This is a genomic window from Telluria sp. Soil_C_11, assembly GCF_057657395.1.
Map to the genome: position 1 here is coordinate 422,108 of NZ_JBDGIN010000001.1, position 14,526 is coordinate 436,633.

Annotated in this window: 12 protein-coding genes; 9 read left to right on the forward strand and 3 right to left on the reverse strand. The window is 69.2% G+C overall.

Annotated elements, in window-relative coordinates; all coding sequences use genetic code 11:
* Positions 1 to 23: 23 nt before the first annotated feature.
* The 7 genes from AC3A6M_RS01795 to AC3A6M_RS01825 all read left to right on the forward strand — a co-directional run bounded on the left by AC3A6M_RS01795 (position 24) and on the right by AC3A6M_RS01825 (position 8,904).
* Positions 24 to 1,943, forward strand: coding sequence for a hypothetical protein (locus AC3A6M_RS01795; protein ID WP_487851041.1), 1,920 nt, complete (start codon positions 24 to 26; stop codon positions 1,941 to 1,943).
* A gap of 68 nt (positions 1,944 to 2,011) precedes the next feature.
* Positions 2,012 to 2,986 carry a glycosyltransferase family 2 protein gene (locus AC3A6M_RS01800; RefSeq protein ID WP_487851042.1) on the forward strand — a complete coding sequence of 325 codons (975 nt, stop codon included), beginning with the start codon at positions 2,012 to 2,014 and terminating at the stop codon, positions 2,984 to 2,986.
* On the forward strand, positions 2,987 to 3,364 hold the full coding sequence (locus tag AC3A6M_RS01805) for a GtrA family protein (protein ID WP_487851043.1): 378 nt from the start codon (positions 2,987 to 2,989) through the stop codon (positions 3,362 to 3,364).
* On the forward strand, positions 3,361 to 4,236 hold the full coding sequence (locus tag AC3A6M_RS01810; protein WP_487851044.1) for a GNAT family N-acetyltransferase: 876 nt from the start codon (positions 3,361 to 3,363) through the stop codon (positions 4,234 to 4,236). Before AC3A6M_RS01805 ends, AC3A6M_RS01810 begins: the two co-directional genes overlap by 4 nt.
* The gene (locus tag AC3A6M_RS01815; RefSeq protein ID WP_487851045.1) at positions 4,226 to 5,005 is read left to right on the forward strand and encodes a PIG-L deacetylase family protein; all 780 of its coding nucleotides are present in this window, start codon (positions 4,226 to 4,228) and stop codon (positions 5,003 to 5,005) included. The genes AC3A6M_RS01810 and AC3A6M_RS01815 overlap by 11 nt, the downstream gene beginning before the upstream one ends.
* Positions 5,006 to 5,033: 28 nt before the next feature.
* Entirely contained in the window at positions 5,034 to 7,103 is a 2,070-nt protein-coding gene (locus AC3A6M_RS01820) for a DUF7024 domain-containing protein (protein ID WP_487851046.1), read from the forward strand.
* A gap of 88 nt (positions 7,104 to 7,191) precedes the next feature.
* The gene (locus tag AC3A6M_RS01825) at positions 7,192 to 8,904 is read left to right on the forward strand and encodes a histidine kinase famiy protein (protein WP_487851047.1); all 1,713 of its coding nucleotides are present in this window, start codon (positions 7,192 to 7,194) and stop codon (positions 8,902 to 8,904) included.
* Positions 8,905 to 9,058: 154 nt separating this feature from the next.
* Here AC3A6M_RS01825 and AC3A6M_RS01830 read toward each other — a convergent pair whose 3' ends face one another.
* The 3 genes from AC3A6M_RS01830 to AC3A6M_RS01840 form a co-directional block, all read right to left on the reverse strand.
* Entirely contained in the window at positions 9,059 to 10,525 is a 1,467-nt protein-coding gene (locus AC3A6M_RS01830) for a DEAD/DEAH box helicase (RefSeq protein WP_487851048.1), read from the reverse strand.
* 267 nt (positions 10,526 to 10,792) lie between these two features.
* The gene (locus AC3A6M_RS01835; protein WP_487851049.1) at positions 10,793 to 11,527 is read right to left on the reverse strand and encodes an anti-sigma factor family protein; all 735 of its coding nucleotides are present in this window, start codon (positions 11,525 to 11,527) and stop codon (positions 10,793 to 10,795) included.
* Complete coding sequence (locus tag AC3A6M_RS01840) at positions 11,524 to 12,021, reverse strand: RNA polymerase sigma factor (protein WP_487851050.1); 498 nt, start codon at positions 12,019 to 12,021, stop codon at positions 11,524 to 11,526. Before AC3A6M_RS01840 ends, AC3A6M_RS01835 begins: the two co-directional genes overlap by 4 nt.
* Positions 12,022 to 12,115: 94 nt before the next feature.
* On the opposite strand from AC3A6M_RS01840, the gene AC3A6M_RS01845 reads away from it, so the two are divergent.
* Together AC3A6M_RS01845 and AC3A6M_RS01850 are read left to right on the forward strand one after the other, a co-directional pair.
* Positions 12,116 to 13,414, forward strand: coding sequence for a S8 family serine peptidase (locus AC3A6M_RS01845; protein WP_487851051.1), 1,299 nt, complete (start codon positions 12,116 to 12,118; stop codon positions 13,412 to 13,414).
* Between the two features lie 96 nt (positions 13,415 to 13,510).
* Positions 13,511 to 14,464, forward strand: coding sequence for an IS1595 family transposase (locus tag AC3A6M_RS01850; protein ID WP_487851052.1), 954 nt, complete (start codon positions 13,511 to 13,513; stop codon positions 14,462 to 14,464).
* Positions 14,465 to 14,526 lie beyond the last annotated feature (62 nt).

The window sequence follows — 14,526 nt, forward strand, 5'->3', positions numbered from 1 at the left end:
ATTAGAAAAAGAAAGAGCAGCACATGAGCAACCCCGCCTCCAGCCGGCGTTTCCCCATATTTCTGCTGTTGTGCCTGGCCGCGCTGCTGGCCCTGTCCCAGCCGTCGCTGAGCGGTGACGTGGTCGAGTACGCGACCGATACCGTGGCGCTGGTCAGCCACGGTACGCCCGACATCCGCCTGGCCGACATCGAGCGCACGCGCCAGCTCGCTCCCAACCTGACCGAGCCGCTGGGCCTGCTCGAACAGGGCATGCGCAAGGGCGACCAGGAGCTGTACGCCGCCTTCGTGCGCGGACGCGGGGACAAGGTCTATCCGGTGCACTTCTTCGGGTACTCGGTGCTGGCGGCGCTGCCCTACGCGCTGCTCGAGCGCCTGCACGTCAATCCGCTGCGCGCTTTCCAGGTGGTGAACTACCTGGCCATCTTCATCCTCGGCCTGGCGCTGCGCCGCTTCTTCGGCTCGGACGGGAAGGCCGTGTTCGGCCTGCTGCTGTTCGCGGCCTGCGGCGGCTGCCTGTATATCAACTGGACCAGCCCGGAATGCCTCAGCGCCGCCACCCTGCTGGCGGCCCTGCTCCTGCTGTTGTCCGGCGCGCCCGTGGCCGCCGGCCTGCTGGGCGGCGTGGCGGCCCTCCAGAACCCGACCATCGTGTTCTTCTTCGCCTTCGGCCCGCTGCTCAAGCTGTGGCTCGAATACCGCCGCGGCGAAGGTTTCGGCGCCAACCTGAAGTCCCAGCTGACGCGCGCCAACCTGGGCGGCCTGGCGCTCGGCCTGGCGGTATTCTCCCTGCCGCCGCTGTTCAACCTGTTCCAGTTCGGCGTGCCCAACATCATCGCCAGGAAATTCTCCGACCCCCACCTGATCGGCGCCACGCGCCTGGTGTCCTTCTACTTCGACCTGAACCAGGGCATGATCCTGGCGATCCCGGGCGTGCTGGCGGCGCTGGCGTTCTGGCGCTGGGGCAGCGCCGGCGCGGCGCGCCGGAACGCCGGCACGCTGGGCCTGTGCCTGCTGTTCACGCTGGCGCTGGCCCTGCCGGCGCTGGCCGTGCTGAACTGGAATTCGGGCGCGGCCGGCGTGATGCGCTACGCGTTCTGGGCCGCGATGCCGATCCTGCTGGCGCTGCTGCTGCGCCTGCGCACGGCCGCCGCCTGGCCGGCGCCGCTGGTGCTCGGCCTGGCGCTGGCGCAGGGCGCCGCGATGGCGCACGGTGTCAGCTACACCTACCTGGAGATCAGCCCGCTGGCGCGCCTGGTGATGAAGACGGCGCCGCAGTGGTACCACCCGGAACCCGAGATCTTCGCCGAGCGCATGGGCCACAACGACGGCTATATCCGTTCCGACCGGGTATATGCCTTCGGCAGCGGCAAGCAGGCCAAGACCCTGTACTATCCGGCCGACCCGGCCTCGGCCCCGCAGCTGTGCGGCAGCGGCGCCATCCCGGCGCCCGGCAATGCGTACACCGACAGCGCCTATGGCTGGCGCTACATCGACGGCCCGGTACGCTGCACCGCCGGCGGCCAGGCCCAGCTCAGCTTCCAGGCGCCGCAGTTCCGCGACCAGCAGGAAATCCGGCTCGCCGCGGGCTGGAGCGTGGTCGAATTCAACGGCGGCGCATGGAACGGCACCTGGTCGGAGGGCGGCTCCTCGCGGCTCGAGCTGACGCTGCCCGCGGGCGAACGTCCGGCCGGACTGACCCTGCTCGGCACCTACCTGCAGGGCAACCGCCGCACCCGGGTGCGCATCGACGGCGTCGACCTCGGCTGGCAGGAACTCGACCGCCCGCTGGTGCTGGCGGTGCCGGCGGGACGCGGCGACACCCTGACCATCGAACTCCAGCACGAAGATCCGCATTCGCCCGGCCCCGCCGACCCCCGCTCGCTGGCCTTCTTCCTGCGCGAAGTCGACCTGCGCGGCATCGGCGGCCTGGCCAGCCGCTGAGCGCCTTCGACAAGCCCGCGGCCGTACGCTACCATTAGCTTTTGCAAATATTCAATAAAATCGCGTCCATGAACCAGTCCGATCCGATCGCGGTCGTCATCCCGTGCTACAAGGTGACGCGCCACATTCTTGGCGTGATCGGCGGCATCGGCCCGGAAGTCGGCCGCATCTACGTCGTCGACGACAAATGCCCCGACCATTCCGGCGACTTCGTCAGCGCCAACTGCCGCGACCCGCGCGTGACCGTGCTGCGGCACGAACAGAACCAGGGCGTGGGCGGCGCCGTCATGACCGGCTACCGCGCCGCCATCGAGGATGGCGCCAGCGTCATCGTCAAGGTCGACGGCGACGGCCAGATGGATGCCAGGCTGATCCCCGCCTTCGTCGCGCCGATCCTGGCCGGCGAGGCCGACTACACCAAGGGCAACCGCTTCTTCAGCCTCGAACACATCCGCCAGATGCCGCCGATGCGCCTGTTCGGCAACGCCATGCTGTCCTTCCTGACCAAGCTGTCGTCCGGCTACTGGGACCTGTTCGATCCGACCAACGGCTTCACCGCGATCCACGCCGACGCCGCGCGCTACCTGCCGTTCGACAAGATCAGCCGCCGCTACTTCTTCGAGACCGACATGCTGTTCCGCCTGAACACGCTGGGCGCGGTGGTGGCCGACGTGCCGATGGACGCCGTGTATGGCGACGAAGTCAGCAACCTGAAGATCTCGCGCATCGTCACCGAATTCTCGGTCAAGCACATGCGCAACTTCTTCAAGCGCCTGTTCTACAACTACTACCTGCGCAATATGTCGCTGGCCTCGATCGAACTGCCGCTGGGCGTGCTGCTGCTGCTGTTCGGGCTGGTGTTCGGCATTTCGCACTGGATCGAAGCCGCGCGCCAGGGCATCGCCACGCCGGCCGGCACGGTCATGCTGGCGGGTATGCCGATGATCATGGGCGTGCAGCTGATCCTGGCCTTCCTGGCCTACGACATCGCCTCGGTGCCGCGCCGTCCGCTGCACAAGAAAACCCTGTTCCGCAAGCAGTAGATGGACAAGCTCCTCACCCATTCGCGGCAGTTCGGCCTGTTCGTCGCCGGCGGCGTGCTGTGCGCGCTGGTCGACATCGGTACCATGCAGCTGCTGCTGCGCGGCGGCCTGCACTTCGCCAGCGCCACCACCGCCGGCTTCTTCGCCGGCCTGCTGGTCAACTACGCCTTCCACAGCCGCGTGACCTTCGACGCCGCGGCGACGCCGGGCAGTTTTGCGCGCTACCTGTGCGTGGTCGGCATCAACTACCTGCTGACCCTTGGCTGCGTCGCGCTGGCGCAGTCGCTAGCCGGCCTCCCGCTGGCCGGCAAGATCGTGTCGCTGCCCCTGGTCGCGATCAACGGCTACCTGCTCGGCAAACACTGGATCTTCAAATGACCACGACTTCCCTGCGCTACGCCCCCGTCCAGCTCGACGCCGCCACGCTGGCCCGCTACGGCGAGCTGTTCAAGGCATGCTTCCCGATGACCGACAAGTTCAGCCCGGCCTACCTGGAGTGGCTGTACCTGGCCAACCCGGACGGGACCGCGGTCGGCTTCGACGCCTGGGACGGCGAGCGCCTGGCCGCGCATTACGTGTGCGTGCCGGCGCGCGCCTGGGTCGAAGGCCGGGACGTGCCGGTGCTGCTGTCGCTGAACACCGCCACCCACCCCGACTACCAGGGCAAGGGCCTGTTCACCCGGCTGGCCGCGATGACCTACGAGGCCGGCGCGGCGCAGGGCTTCGACGGCGTGTATGGCGTGGCCAACGCCAACAGCACGCCGGGCTTCGTGCGCAAGCTGGGCTTCCAGCTGGTGCGCCCGCTCGAGGCGCGCATCGGCATCGGCGGCCTGCGCCACCGCGTGCGCGCGAAGGCCGCCGCCTTGTCTTTCGAGCGGCACTGGAGCGAGGCGGCCCTGCGCTGGCGCTGCGCCAACCCGCACAACCCCGTGTACGCCCGCAGCGAGGGCGGCAAGTTGCGCTTCCACGCCGCCGCCTCCGGCCACCTGCTGCCGGCCTATGCCGAACTGGATGCCGATGGCGCGCCGGCCGCGCCGGGCCAGGCCGGCGCCGCGCCGGCCCTGTCGCCGCTGCGCCTGTTCATCGGCCTGGCGCCCGACGCCAGCAGCAACTACTGGAACTATGCCAGCATCCCGATGCGCCTGCGCCCTTCGCCGCTGAACCTGATCTACCGCTCGTTCTCGCCGCGCGTGAGCCAGCTGGACCCGGCCCGCATCGCCTTCTCCTTCCTCGATTTCGATGCCTACTGAGCGCGACCGTCCGGCAGCCCTGTTCCTGTTCGCCCACCAGGACGACGAATTCGGCGTCTTCGAGCGCATCGCCGCATGCCGCCGGCGCGGGCTGCGCGTGGCCTGCGCCTACCTGACCGACGGCGCCACCGCGACCGCCGGCGCCGCCCAGCGCAACGCCGAATCGCGCGCGGTGCTGGCGCGGCTCGGCGTGGAGGACGGCGACATCGCCTTTGCCGGCGAACGGCTCGGGATCGGCGACGCCCGCCTGCCGCTGTGCCTGGACACCGCCGCGCGCTGGCTGGACGGCTGGCTGGACGGCTTCGGCGCGATCGACTCCCTGCACGTGACCGCCTGGGAGGGCGGCCACCACGACCACGATGCCCTGCACGCGCTGGCGGTGACGCTGGCCGCGCGCCGCGGCCTGCTGGCGCGCACCTGGCAGTACGCGCTGTACCAGGCGGAAGGCTTGCCGGGACCGCTGTTCCGGGTGCTGGCGCCGCTGCCGCAGAACGGCCCGGTGCAGGCCACCCGCATTCCCTGGCGCGCGCGGCTGGCCTTCCTGGGCCATTGCCTGTCCTATCCGTCGCAGCGCGGCACCTGGCTCGGCCTGTTCCCGTTCGTGCTCCTGCACTACCTGCTGCGCGGTACCCAGGCGCTGCAGCCGGTCGACCCGGCGCGCCTCGGACAGCGTCCGCACGCGGGCCCGCTGTACTACGAAAAACGCCGCTTCTTCACCTGGGAAGAGATGGCGGCACGGCTGGGCGCCTGGCGCGCGAGCCTCAACTGAGTTAACCGAGACCATGAAAAGAGAAACCATGACGGCCGTTCCAAGCACACGTCCGCGCCTGCGCCGGCAGGCCATCGCCGGCATCGCCGTGCTGGCGATCCTGTTCGCCTGGCTGCTGGCGCGCAGCGTGGGACTGACCCCGACCATCTTCGCCGACGAGTGGTACTACAGCCGCATGGCGCGCCTGACGCCGCTCGACCAGGCCATCGTGCCCTCCTACCTCTACCTGTGGCTGTTCGGCGCCACGAATGCCTGCGGCACCGGCTTCCTCGACTGCGTGCGCGGCGCGAATTCCCTGCTGTTCGTGGCGGCGGCGCCATTCATCTACCTGACCGCGCGCCAGGTGACCGGGCGCGGCAGCGCCGCCGCGATCGCGCTGCTGGCCACGCTCGCGCCGCTGAATCTCTATACCGCCTACTTCATGCCGGAGTCGACCTATTACTTCGGCTTTGCCGTGCTGAGCTGGATCGCGCTGGCCGGGCGGGCCTGGCCACGCACCGCCCACGCGTTCGCGACCGGGCTCGTGCTCGGCCTGATGAGCCTGGTGAAGGTGCACGCGCTGTTCCTGCTGCCTTCGCTGTGCCTGTACCACGTCTACCTGGCCTGGAGCGAGGGCGGGGCCTGGCTGCGCAGGGCCGCGCTGGCGCTGGCGCTGGCAGCGGCGGGCGCCTTCCTCATCAAGTTCGGCCTCGGCTACGTGCTGGCCGGCAAGGCCGCCCTGAGCGTGTTCGGCCCCTTCTACGGCGCCGCCGCCGACAGCGCCGGCTCCGGCTCGCTGGCGCGCATGCTGCACCCCTTCCTGGTCAGCGCCGGCGGCCACCTGATGTCGCTGGCCCTGCTCTACGGCCTGCCGCTGGCGGTGCTGGCCCATGGGCTGCTGCGCCTGCCCGGCCGCGCCGAGACCGGCCCGGCCGCGCTGCTGCGCGCCTACATCCTGCTGATGCTGGGCGCCGCGGCCGGCATGACGATGTCGTACGCGGCCACGCTGGTGAACGCCGGCGTGCTCCAGGAAGGCCTGCGCCTGCACATGCGCTACTACAGCTTCACCTTCCCGCTGCTGTGGACGGTGGTGGCGGGCACCGGGCGCGCCGCGTCCGGCACCGTCCCGTCGGTCCTGCGCTGGGCGCTGGCGCTGCTGCTGTCCGCGCTGGCGGTACTGGCCTGCTTCAAGGTGCCCGGCTACTCGCTGAACGTGGTGGACGGCCCGGAAATCTGGGCACTCAAGCCGGGCGGCCGCCTCGCCTACGTCATTGCCGTTCTGCAAGTCGCGACGCTCCTGCTGTGGGCGGCCGGCAAGGCGCGCGCACGCACGCTGTTCCTGTTCGTGGTCCTGCCGGCGACCGTGCTGTGCGGCGTGATCGCCAACCACAAGGCCTTGCATCCGCACCTCATCCCGGCCCCGGCCGACAAGGCCGGCATCTATGCACGCGACCACCTGCCGGTGGCCGACCGCGGCCAGGTCACGCTGGCCGGCACCAACGCCGCCGAGCTGATGCGCGCCCAGTTCCACTTCGACCAGCCCAACGCCGCCACGCTGGAACTGATGCCGGATGCCCCGATCGACCCTTCCCAGTTGCCGCCGAACGGCAAGTGGATGGTCGTGTACGGCAAGCATCCGCTGCCGCCGGGCGTGCTGCCCGTGTACTCCGATCCCGACTTCTACGTCGTCAAGCTCGACAAGCGCTATACCGTGCTCGGCCATACGCGCTTCGTGGAACCGCTGGGCGGCGGCCTGGTCGCCAGCGCGGAGGGATTGTCCGGCATCGAAGGCTTCGGCCGCTGGTCGGACGCCAAACAGGTGGTGCTGCACCTGAACATGGACCTGCCGCGCAAGAGTATCGTGCTGATCAAGGGAATGAGCTTCGGCGACAATGCGCAGCAGCCATTTACTCTGCGCAGCGGCAGCAGCAGCGCGCTCTTCCGCATCAGCGGCTCGATGCAGGACGCCGTGGTCCCGCTCGAGACCGACGGCAGGCAGCGCACCCTGGTCATCGAAGTGCCGCACCCGGTCTCGCCGGCCGACTACGGTACGCCGAACGACACCCGCAAGCTCGGCATCGGCCTGGCGGAGATCAGCATCGCTACCACGGCCGATTGAGCGGCGCGAGCGCACGTGGGTGCGCTCGCTAACGGTGCCGTTTCCCTCCCTGCCCTAGAATGGCACGACCTGAGGAAAGGATCGTGCGATGGCAACTGGATCGGACAAGGAAGAACAGCGCGAAAAGCCGCTCGACCAGCAGAGCGGCGGCCAGAGCGCCGGCGTGCCGGCCGACGGCGAGGTCGAAGGCAATGCCTACAGCCCGCTCGGCAATCCCGGCGTCAAGCACTGGCAGGCCAGCTTCATCACCCAGGACGGCCTGCAGGACCGCGGCAACATCTTCTTCGCCGCCGTCGAAATGACGCGCATGCCGATGGTGGTCACCGATCCGCGCCAGCCCGACAACCCGATCGTGTTCGCCAACGGCGCCTTCTTCGACCTGACCGGCTATACGCAGGAAGAAGTGCTGGGCCGCAACTGCCGTTTCCTGCAGGGGCCGCTGAGCGACCGCCGCACGATCGACGAGCTACGCCATGCGATCGAGGAAGAACGCGCGGTCGCGGTCGATATCCTGAACTACAAGAAGGACGGCAAGCCGTTCTGGAACGCCCTGTTCCTCGGCCCCATCTTCGACCAGGACGGCAAGCTGCTGTACTTCTTCGCCTCGCAGATGGACATCACCGAACGCCGCACCAGCCAGGAAGCCTACCTGCAGGCGCAGAAGATGGAAGCGATCGGCCAGTTGACGGCCGGCATGGCGCATGATTTCAACAACCTGCTGCAGGTCATCAACGGCAACCTCGAAGTCGCCCTGGTCAGCCTGGACCGGCCTGACGCGGCCCGCCAGCAGCTCGAACGCGCCCAGCGCGCCGCCATGCGGGCCGGCAAACTGACCCAGCAGCTGCTGACCTTCGCGCGCAAGCAGCGCCTGGAGCCGCGGACGGTCAACATCAATAACCTGGTCGTGGATTTTTCCGAGATGCTGGTCCGCACCCTGGGCGGCAAGATCGAGCTGCGCCTCGACCTGCGGCCCGGCCTGCCGGTCTGCATGCTGGATCCGACCCACCTCGAGATGGCCCTGCTCAACGTCCTGATCAATGCGCGCGACGCCATGCCGGACGGCGGCGAGGTGACGGTCGCCACCGCGATCGTGCGCGGCGAGGACCGCCTGAAAGTGCACGGCCTGCCCCACGGCACGTACATCGCGCTATGCGTGATCGACCACGGCCAGGGCATGGCGCCGGACGTGCTGCGCCGCGCGACCGAACCCTTCTTTACCACCAAGGGTCCGGGCACCGGACTGGGCCTGGCGATGGTACACGGCTTCGTGCAGCAGTCGCACGGCCGCCTCGAGATCGACAGCCACCCCGGCGAGGGAACCAAGGTCACGATGCTGTTCCCGATCGCCGACAACGCCGTCGGCCATGGCGACGCACGCGCGAGCACGGGCGCGGGCGCGGCGCCGGGCCCGGAGCAGGCCCGGGCCGACGCCGGCAAGCCCTGCGTGCTGGTGGTCGAGGACAACGACGACGTGCGCGAACTGGCGGAACAGGTGCTGGAGATGGACGGCCATGCGGTGCGGTCGGCGGCCAGCGGCGAGCAGGCGATGGAACTGCTGCGCCAGGGCCTGCGGGTCGACCTGCTGTTCACCGACGTGATCATGCCGGGCGGGATGAACGGCCTGGAGCTGGTCGAACAGGCACGCGCCCTGCGCCCCGGCCTGCCGGTGCTGGTCACGACCGGCTACATGGACGAGCTGCCGCAAGGCGGACGCGGCGGCGGGCTGGATATCCTGGCGAAGCCGTACCGGCACGAGGATCTGCTGGAGCGGGTGAGGAAGGGGCTGGAAGGGAAGCGCTAGGGTGCGCCCCGTAGACGTCGTCCCCGCGCCCTATGAACGTCGTCCCCGCGAAGGCGGGATAGCGCCACTGGCGCTATCCCCCCAAGTACTGCATGCGTTAACGAAACGCGAACAACCTTGGATCCCCGCCTGCGCGGGGACGACGATGTGTTATTTACTGCTTCGGAAGACCACCCAGCAGCGCCGCCAGCTTCTGCTTCGGCTTGGCCTGCGCCACCGGCACGGCTTCGGCCGGATCCTTGCGCGGCGCGGCGGCCGGCTCGTAGGGCTTGAGGAACCACGGATCGACCTTCTCGCGGCGCGGTGCGCCCGGGCCGCGCGGGCCGCGTTCGCTGCGTTCGCCACGCTCGGGGCGCTCGGCGCGTTCGAAGCTGCGGCCGTCCGCCTCGCGGCGTCCGCCGCCGCGGCGGTCGCTGTTGAAGCGCTCGCCGCCGCGCGACGGCGCGAAACCGGTCAGCTCGCCGCGCGTGATGGTCTGCTTGATCAGCTTCTCGATGTCGACCAGCAGGCGCTCGTCCTTGTCCGAATAGACCGACAGCGCATCGCCGGTGGCGCCGGCGCGGCCGGTGCGGCCGATGCGGTGCACGTAGTCCTCGGCGTTGTACGGCAGGTCGTAGTTGATCACGCACGGCAGGTCGGTGATGTCGAGGCCGCGCGCGGCGACGTCGGTCGCCACCAGCACGTCGATCTCGCCCTTCTTGAAGGCGTCGAGCGCGGCGATGCGTTCCTGCTGGGTCTTGTCGCCGTGGATCGCGGATGCCTTGATGCCGGCCTGTTCCAGGTAGCGCGCCAGGCGCGAGGCGCCGATCTTGGTGTTCGAGAACACCAGCACCTGCTTCAGGTCGCGCGAGCGGATCAGGTGCTCGACCACGTCGCGCTTCTGCTCTTCGTCGACCTTGTACAGGACCTGGGTGATCGAGGTGTTGGTCGCATTGCTGCGCGCCACCTCGATGGTCAGCGGATCGGTCAGGAAGCTGGCGGCCAGCTTCTTGATCTCCGGCGAGAAGGTGGCCGAGAACATCAGGTTCTGGCGCTTCTTCGGCAGCAGGTTGATGATGCGCTGCAGGTCGGGCAGGAAGCCCATGTCGAGCATGCGGTCGGCCTCGTCCATCACCAGCATCTGCACCTGGCCGAGGCTGATGTTCTTCTGCTCCACGTGGTCGAGCAGGCGGCCGGGCGTCGCGATCACGATCTCGACGCCGCGGCGCAGGATCTCGGTCTGCGGCTTCATGTCCATGCCGCCGAAGACGACGGTGGAACGCAGCGGGGTGTGCTTGGCGTAGGCCTTGACGTTGTCGGCGACCTGGATCGCCAGTTCGCGGGTCGGGGTCAGGACCAGGGCGCGCACGGCGTGGCGGGCCGGCGACATGCTGGTGTTCGCATGCGGCAGCAGGTTCTGGATGATCGGCAGCGAGAAACTCGCGGTCTTGCCGGTGCCGGTCTGGGCTGCGCCCATGACGTCGCGGCCCTGCAGCACCACGGGGATGGCCTGGGCCTGGATCGGGGTCGGGTGGACATAGCCCTGGTCCGACAGTGCGCGCTGGATCTCAGGCGCCAGACCGAAATCGGCGAAGCGCACGGTCGGCGCGCCGCCAGCATCATTGGTGGTCGATTCAGACATTTCTTCTTTCGGGCATTAACAATTGCCTCTACGCGGGCAGGACTGCCCTGGCATGGCCAACGCGGGAAACTCCGGGGGGATGCGCCTTCACGGCTGCAGCGGCGGCATGGCTGCCTGGCAGGCCGACAAGGCGCTGCGCTGACGTAGAGATACTAAACCGCGCTCAATTTACCTCAAATCCACCCCACTGTATATGAAATCATGCGTTTTCCTCGCCCGATTACCGAGGATTCATGCACTTTTGCCTTTACATTCCCGGCCTGAACCTCAGCGGCGCTGCCAGCCCCCGGCCCGCGCCGCGCGCTCCGCTTCCGCATCCAGCGAGGCGCCGGCGATGCGCTGGTCGATCGCATCGAGCACCGCGGCCGGCATGGCGCTGCCGGCCTGGCGGTAAGCGCCCTGCTCCGCCTTGTCTTCCTGCGCCAGCACCGGGATCCGCCATTCCCCGGCTTCGCGGCAGGCCAGGCCCGCGGTCGATCCCAGCTTGAAACTGCGGCAATACTGGCCGTCCTTCGCCGCGAAGCTGACGCCCAGCCGAACGGCGCCGGACGGCGCGTCCGCCGCCAGCCGGCGCGACAGCGCATCCGCCAGCTCGCCGCGGGCCACGAGGGCATCGCCCTGCCGTCCGAACGGCGCGCCGCCGCCCTGTACCTGCTGCCAGCCCAGCGCGCCTGCCAGCACGCCGGCCACCAGGCAGGCCGCCATCCCGCCCCACTGGGCCCATGACCAGCGCGCCGGCAAGGGCCTGGCGCCCGCCGACGCCATCGCGTCCACGCGCACGTGCGGATGGACTGGCGCCGCGCGCGGCTGCAGGCGTTCCGGCACCGGTTCGTCGAGCACGCCGGCAAAGGCGGCGAAGACGTCGGCGCGCAGGGCGCGGTGGCGTTCCACCGCGGCGGCGAGCTGCGGATCGTCGCGCATGGCGCGTTCGACCTCGGCGCGCACATCGGGCGCCAGTTCGCCGTCGGCATACGCCATCAGGGTTTCATCATCAAAGCTCATTTCGTGTTCCTTGCTCGGTCGGACAACAGTTCCTGCAGGGCTTCCCGGGCGCGCGCCAGCCGGCTGGTGAGGGTCCCGATGGGTATCTCCAGCACCTCCGCCGCTTCCTTGTACGGCAGGCCGTCGACCAGCACCAGGCCGATGACCAGGCGGTGATCCTCGGACAGCAGGCTCATCGCTTTCTCTATCGCCAGCCGTTGCTGGTGCGCCGCCGCGAAGTCGTCGCCCACGTGCTCGCCCTCTTCTTCCGGCGCGAACAGCTGCTCGCGCCGCGACCGCGAACGCACTTCGTCGATCCACGCGTTCTTCACGATGCGGAACATCCAGCTGTCCAGGCGCGTGCCCGGCTGCCATTGCTCGGCGCGGGTCAGCGCGCGCTCGACGGCAACCTGCACCAGGTCGTCGGCATCCTCGCGGTGAAAGGTGATCGAACGTGCAAACCGGCGCAGGCGCGGCAGCAGGCCGGCGATGTCGTTTTCCAGGGTGTCGCTCATGGTCTTGATGGAATAACGCTTGGGAGAAGGATTTTCTTCCCTGTCCCATTCGTTTTATTGTTTACGTCAAACACATGCATATTATCATCCACCCATGAAACGTCTTTACACCCTGCTTCTTGCGCTGGCCGTCTGCGGCGGCGCCGCGGCGCAGCTGCGCCTGCCGCCGATCGGGCTGCCGCCTTCCCTCGGCCAGCTCGACAATCTGCGCCGTCCCGTGCAGCAGCTGAGCGACCGCCTCGACCTGCCGGACCTGCGCGCGCTGCGCCTCGACACGGTCGGCAGGCTGCTGCGCGAGCATCCGGACGTGCTCGAAGCCGACCCGCGCGGCGAACCGGTGGTGCGGGCGCAGATCCTGGCCTGGTCGCCGTCCGCCGCCGGCCTCGAGGCGGCGCGCGCGGCCGGCCTGAGCGTGCTGCGCGAAGAGCGCTTCGAGGAACTCGACCAGCGCCTGGTGGTGCTGGGCGTGCCGGCCGGCGCCGCCACCGCCGCGCTGCTGGAACGCCTGCGCGCACTCGACCCGGAGGGGCATTACGACTTCAACCATGTATATACGGGCAGCGGCGGCGTGCCGCCGGCGGAGGCGTCCGGGCAAGGCGCGCCGGCTGCAGCGGCCGGCCCGGCGGCCGGCGCCGGCGCGGCGGATGCCAGGGTCGGACTGGTCGACAGCGGCGTCGACGACAGCCACCCGGCGCTGCGCGGCGCCAGGGTCCGGTCCTGGGGCTGCGACGCCCCCCATCCGGACGCGCATGGCACCGCCGTCGCCGCCCTGATGGTCGGACGCGACGGGCGTTTCCACGGCGCCCTGCCCGGCGCCCGGCTGTATGCCGCCGACATCTATTGCGCGAACCCCGCGGGCGGCTCGGCCGCGCAGATCGCGGCGGCGCTCGGCTGGCTGGCGCGCGAGCAGGTGGCCGTGATCAACCTGAGCCTGGTCGGACCGCACAACCAGGCGCTCGAACGCATGGTGGCGGCCATGGTGGCGCGCGGCTACCTGCTGGTCGCCGCGGTCGGCAACGACGGGCCGGCCGCGCCGCCGCTGTATCCGGCCAGCTATCCGGGCGTGGTCGGCGTCACCGCGGTCGACCGCCGCGGCCAGCCGCTGCCGGAAGCCGCACGCGGGCCGCAGGTGCAGTTCGCGGCGCCGGGCAACAATATGGTCAGCGCCAGCCCTGGCGAGCCGCCCTACCGTCCGGTGCGCGGCACCTCGTTCGCCGCGCCCCTCGTCGCCGGCCTGCTTGCGCCCGCGCTGGCGCGCCCGGACCGCGCACGCGCACGCGACGCCGTTGCCGCGCTGGCGCGCCAGGCCGGGGACGGCACCACCGTCAGCAATACCTTGGGCTACGGCATCGTCGGGGCCGACCTGCGCATCGATCCATCGCGTTTCCGCTAGGAGCGGCTGAATAATTTGGCGCTGTTCGCATTAAGTGTGGAATCTTTTCGGCAAGCGCCCGGTCCAATGTCAACCTGAACCGTTGACGGAGGCGCCATGCAAGCCCGGCAGTTCGAGCAATTTCTCCAGCGTCTACCGAGCCTCACCCGGCGCCAGCGCGGCCGGCTGCTGGCGCTGCTGCAATCGGCGGCCGGGCTGGACCGGGCTCTCGACGTCATCGAACAACCCGGGCAGACACCTTGCTGCCCGCGCTGCCAGGCCGATCGTCCCTATCGTCACGGCCATGCGAATGGCCTGCAGCGTTATCGCTGCCGCATCTGCCTTCGTACCTTCAACGCCCTGAGCGGCACGCCGCTGGCCCGGTTGCGCCACAAATCGCGCTGGCTCGACTACCTCGACGGCATGCTCGACTCGCGCAGCGTGCGCCGCGCGGCGCTGGAAACGGGCGTCGCCAGCACCACCAGCTTTCGTTGGCGGCACCGGTTTCTCGCCTTGAGCAAGGATGACCGGCCGGATCGGTTGGGCGGGATTGCCGAAGCCGACGAGATGTATGTGCTCGAATCGCACAAAGGCGCCAGGAAACTCGACCGCCCGCCACGAAAACGCGGCGGCAAAGCGTCAAAGCGCGGCATCTCGAACGAGCAGATGTGTATTTTGGTCGCACGCGACCGCAGCGGGCAGACGATCGATGCCGTCACCGGCAAGGGCGCGCTGCGCAAGCAGCATTTGCTCGAGCACCTGCGGCCACGGCTGGACCCGGACTTGCTGCTGGTGACCGACAGCCACGCCGCTTATCCGGCATTCGCCCGTGAAGCCGGGATCGCCCATGAAGCCGTGAACGTGAGCGCAGGCATCCGCAAGCGCGGCGCCCTGCACATCCAAAATGTGAACGCCTATCACAGCCGCATGCGCGCCTGGCTGGTGCCCTTCCGCGGAATTGCCAGCCGCTACCTGTCCCACTACTTCGGTTGGCGCTGGGCGCTGGACGGGCAACGCATCGCCAGCCCGGATGCCTTCCTGAGAGCGGCGCTGGGCAGATTCAACACGTAACGCGAACAGCGCCAATAATTTTTAAATTTTTTTTCGAAGCCATGGAATAAACGGCTGAGCAG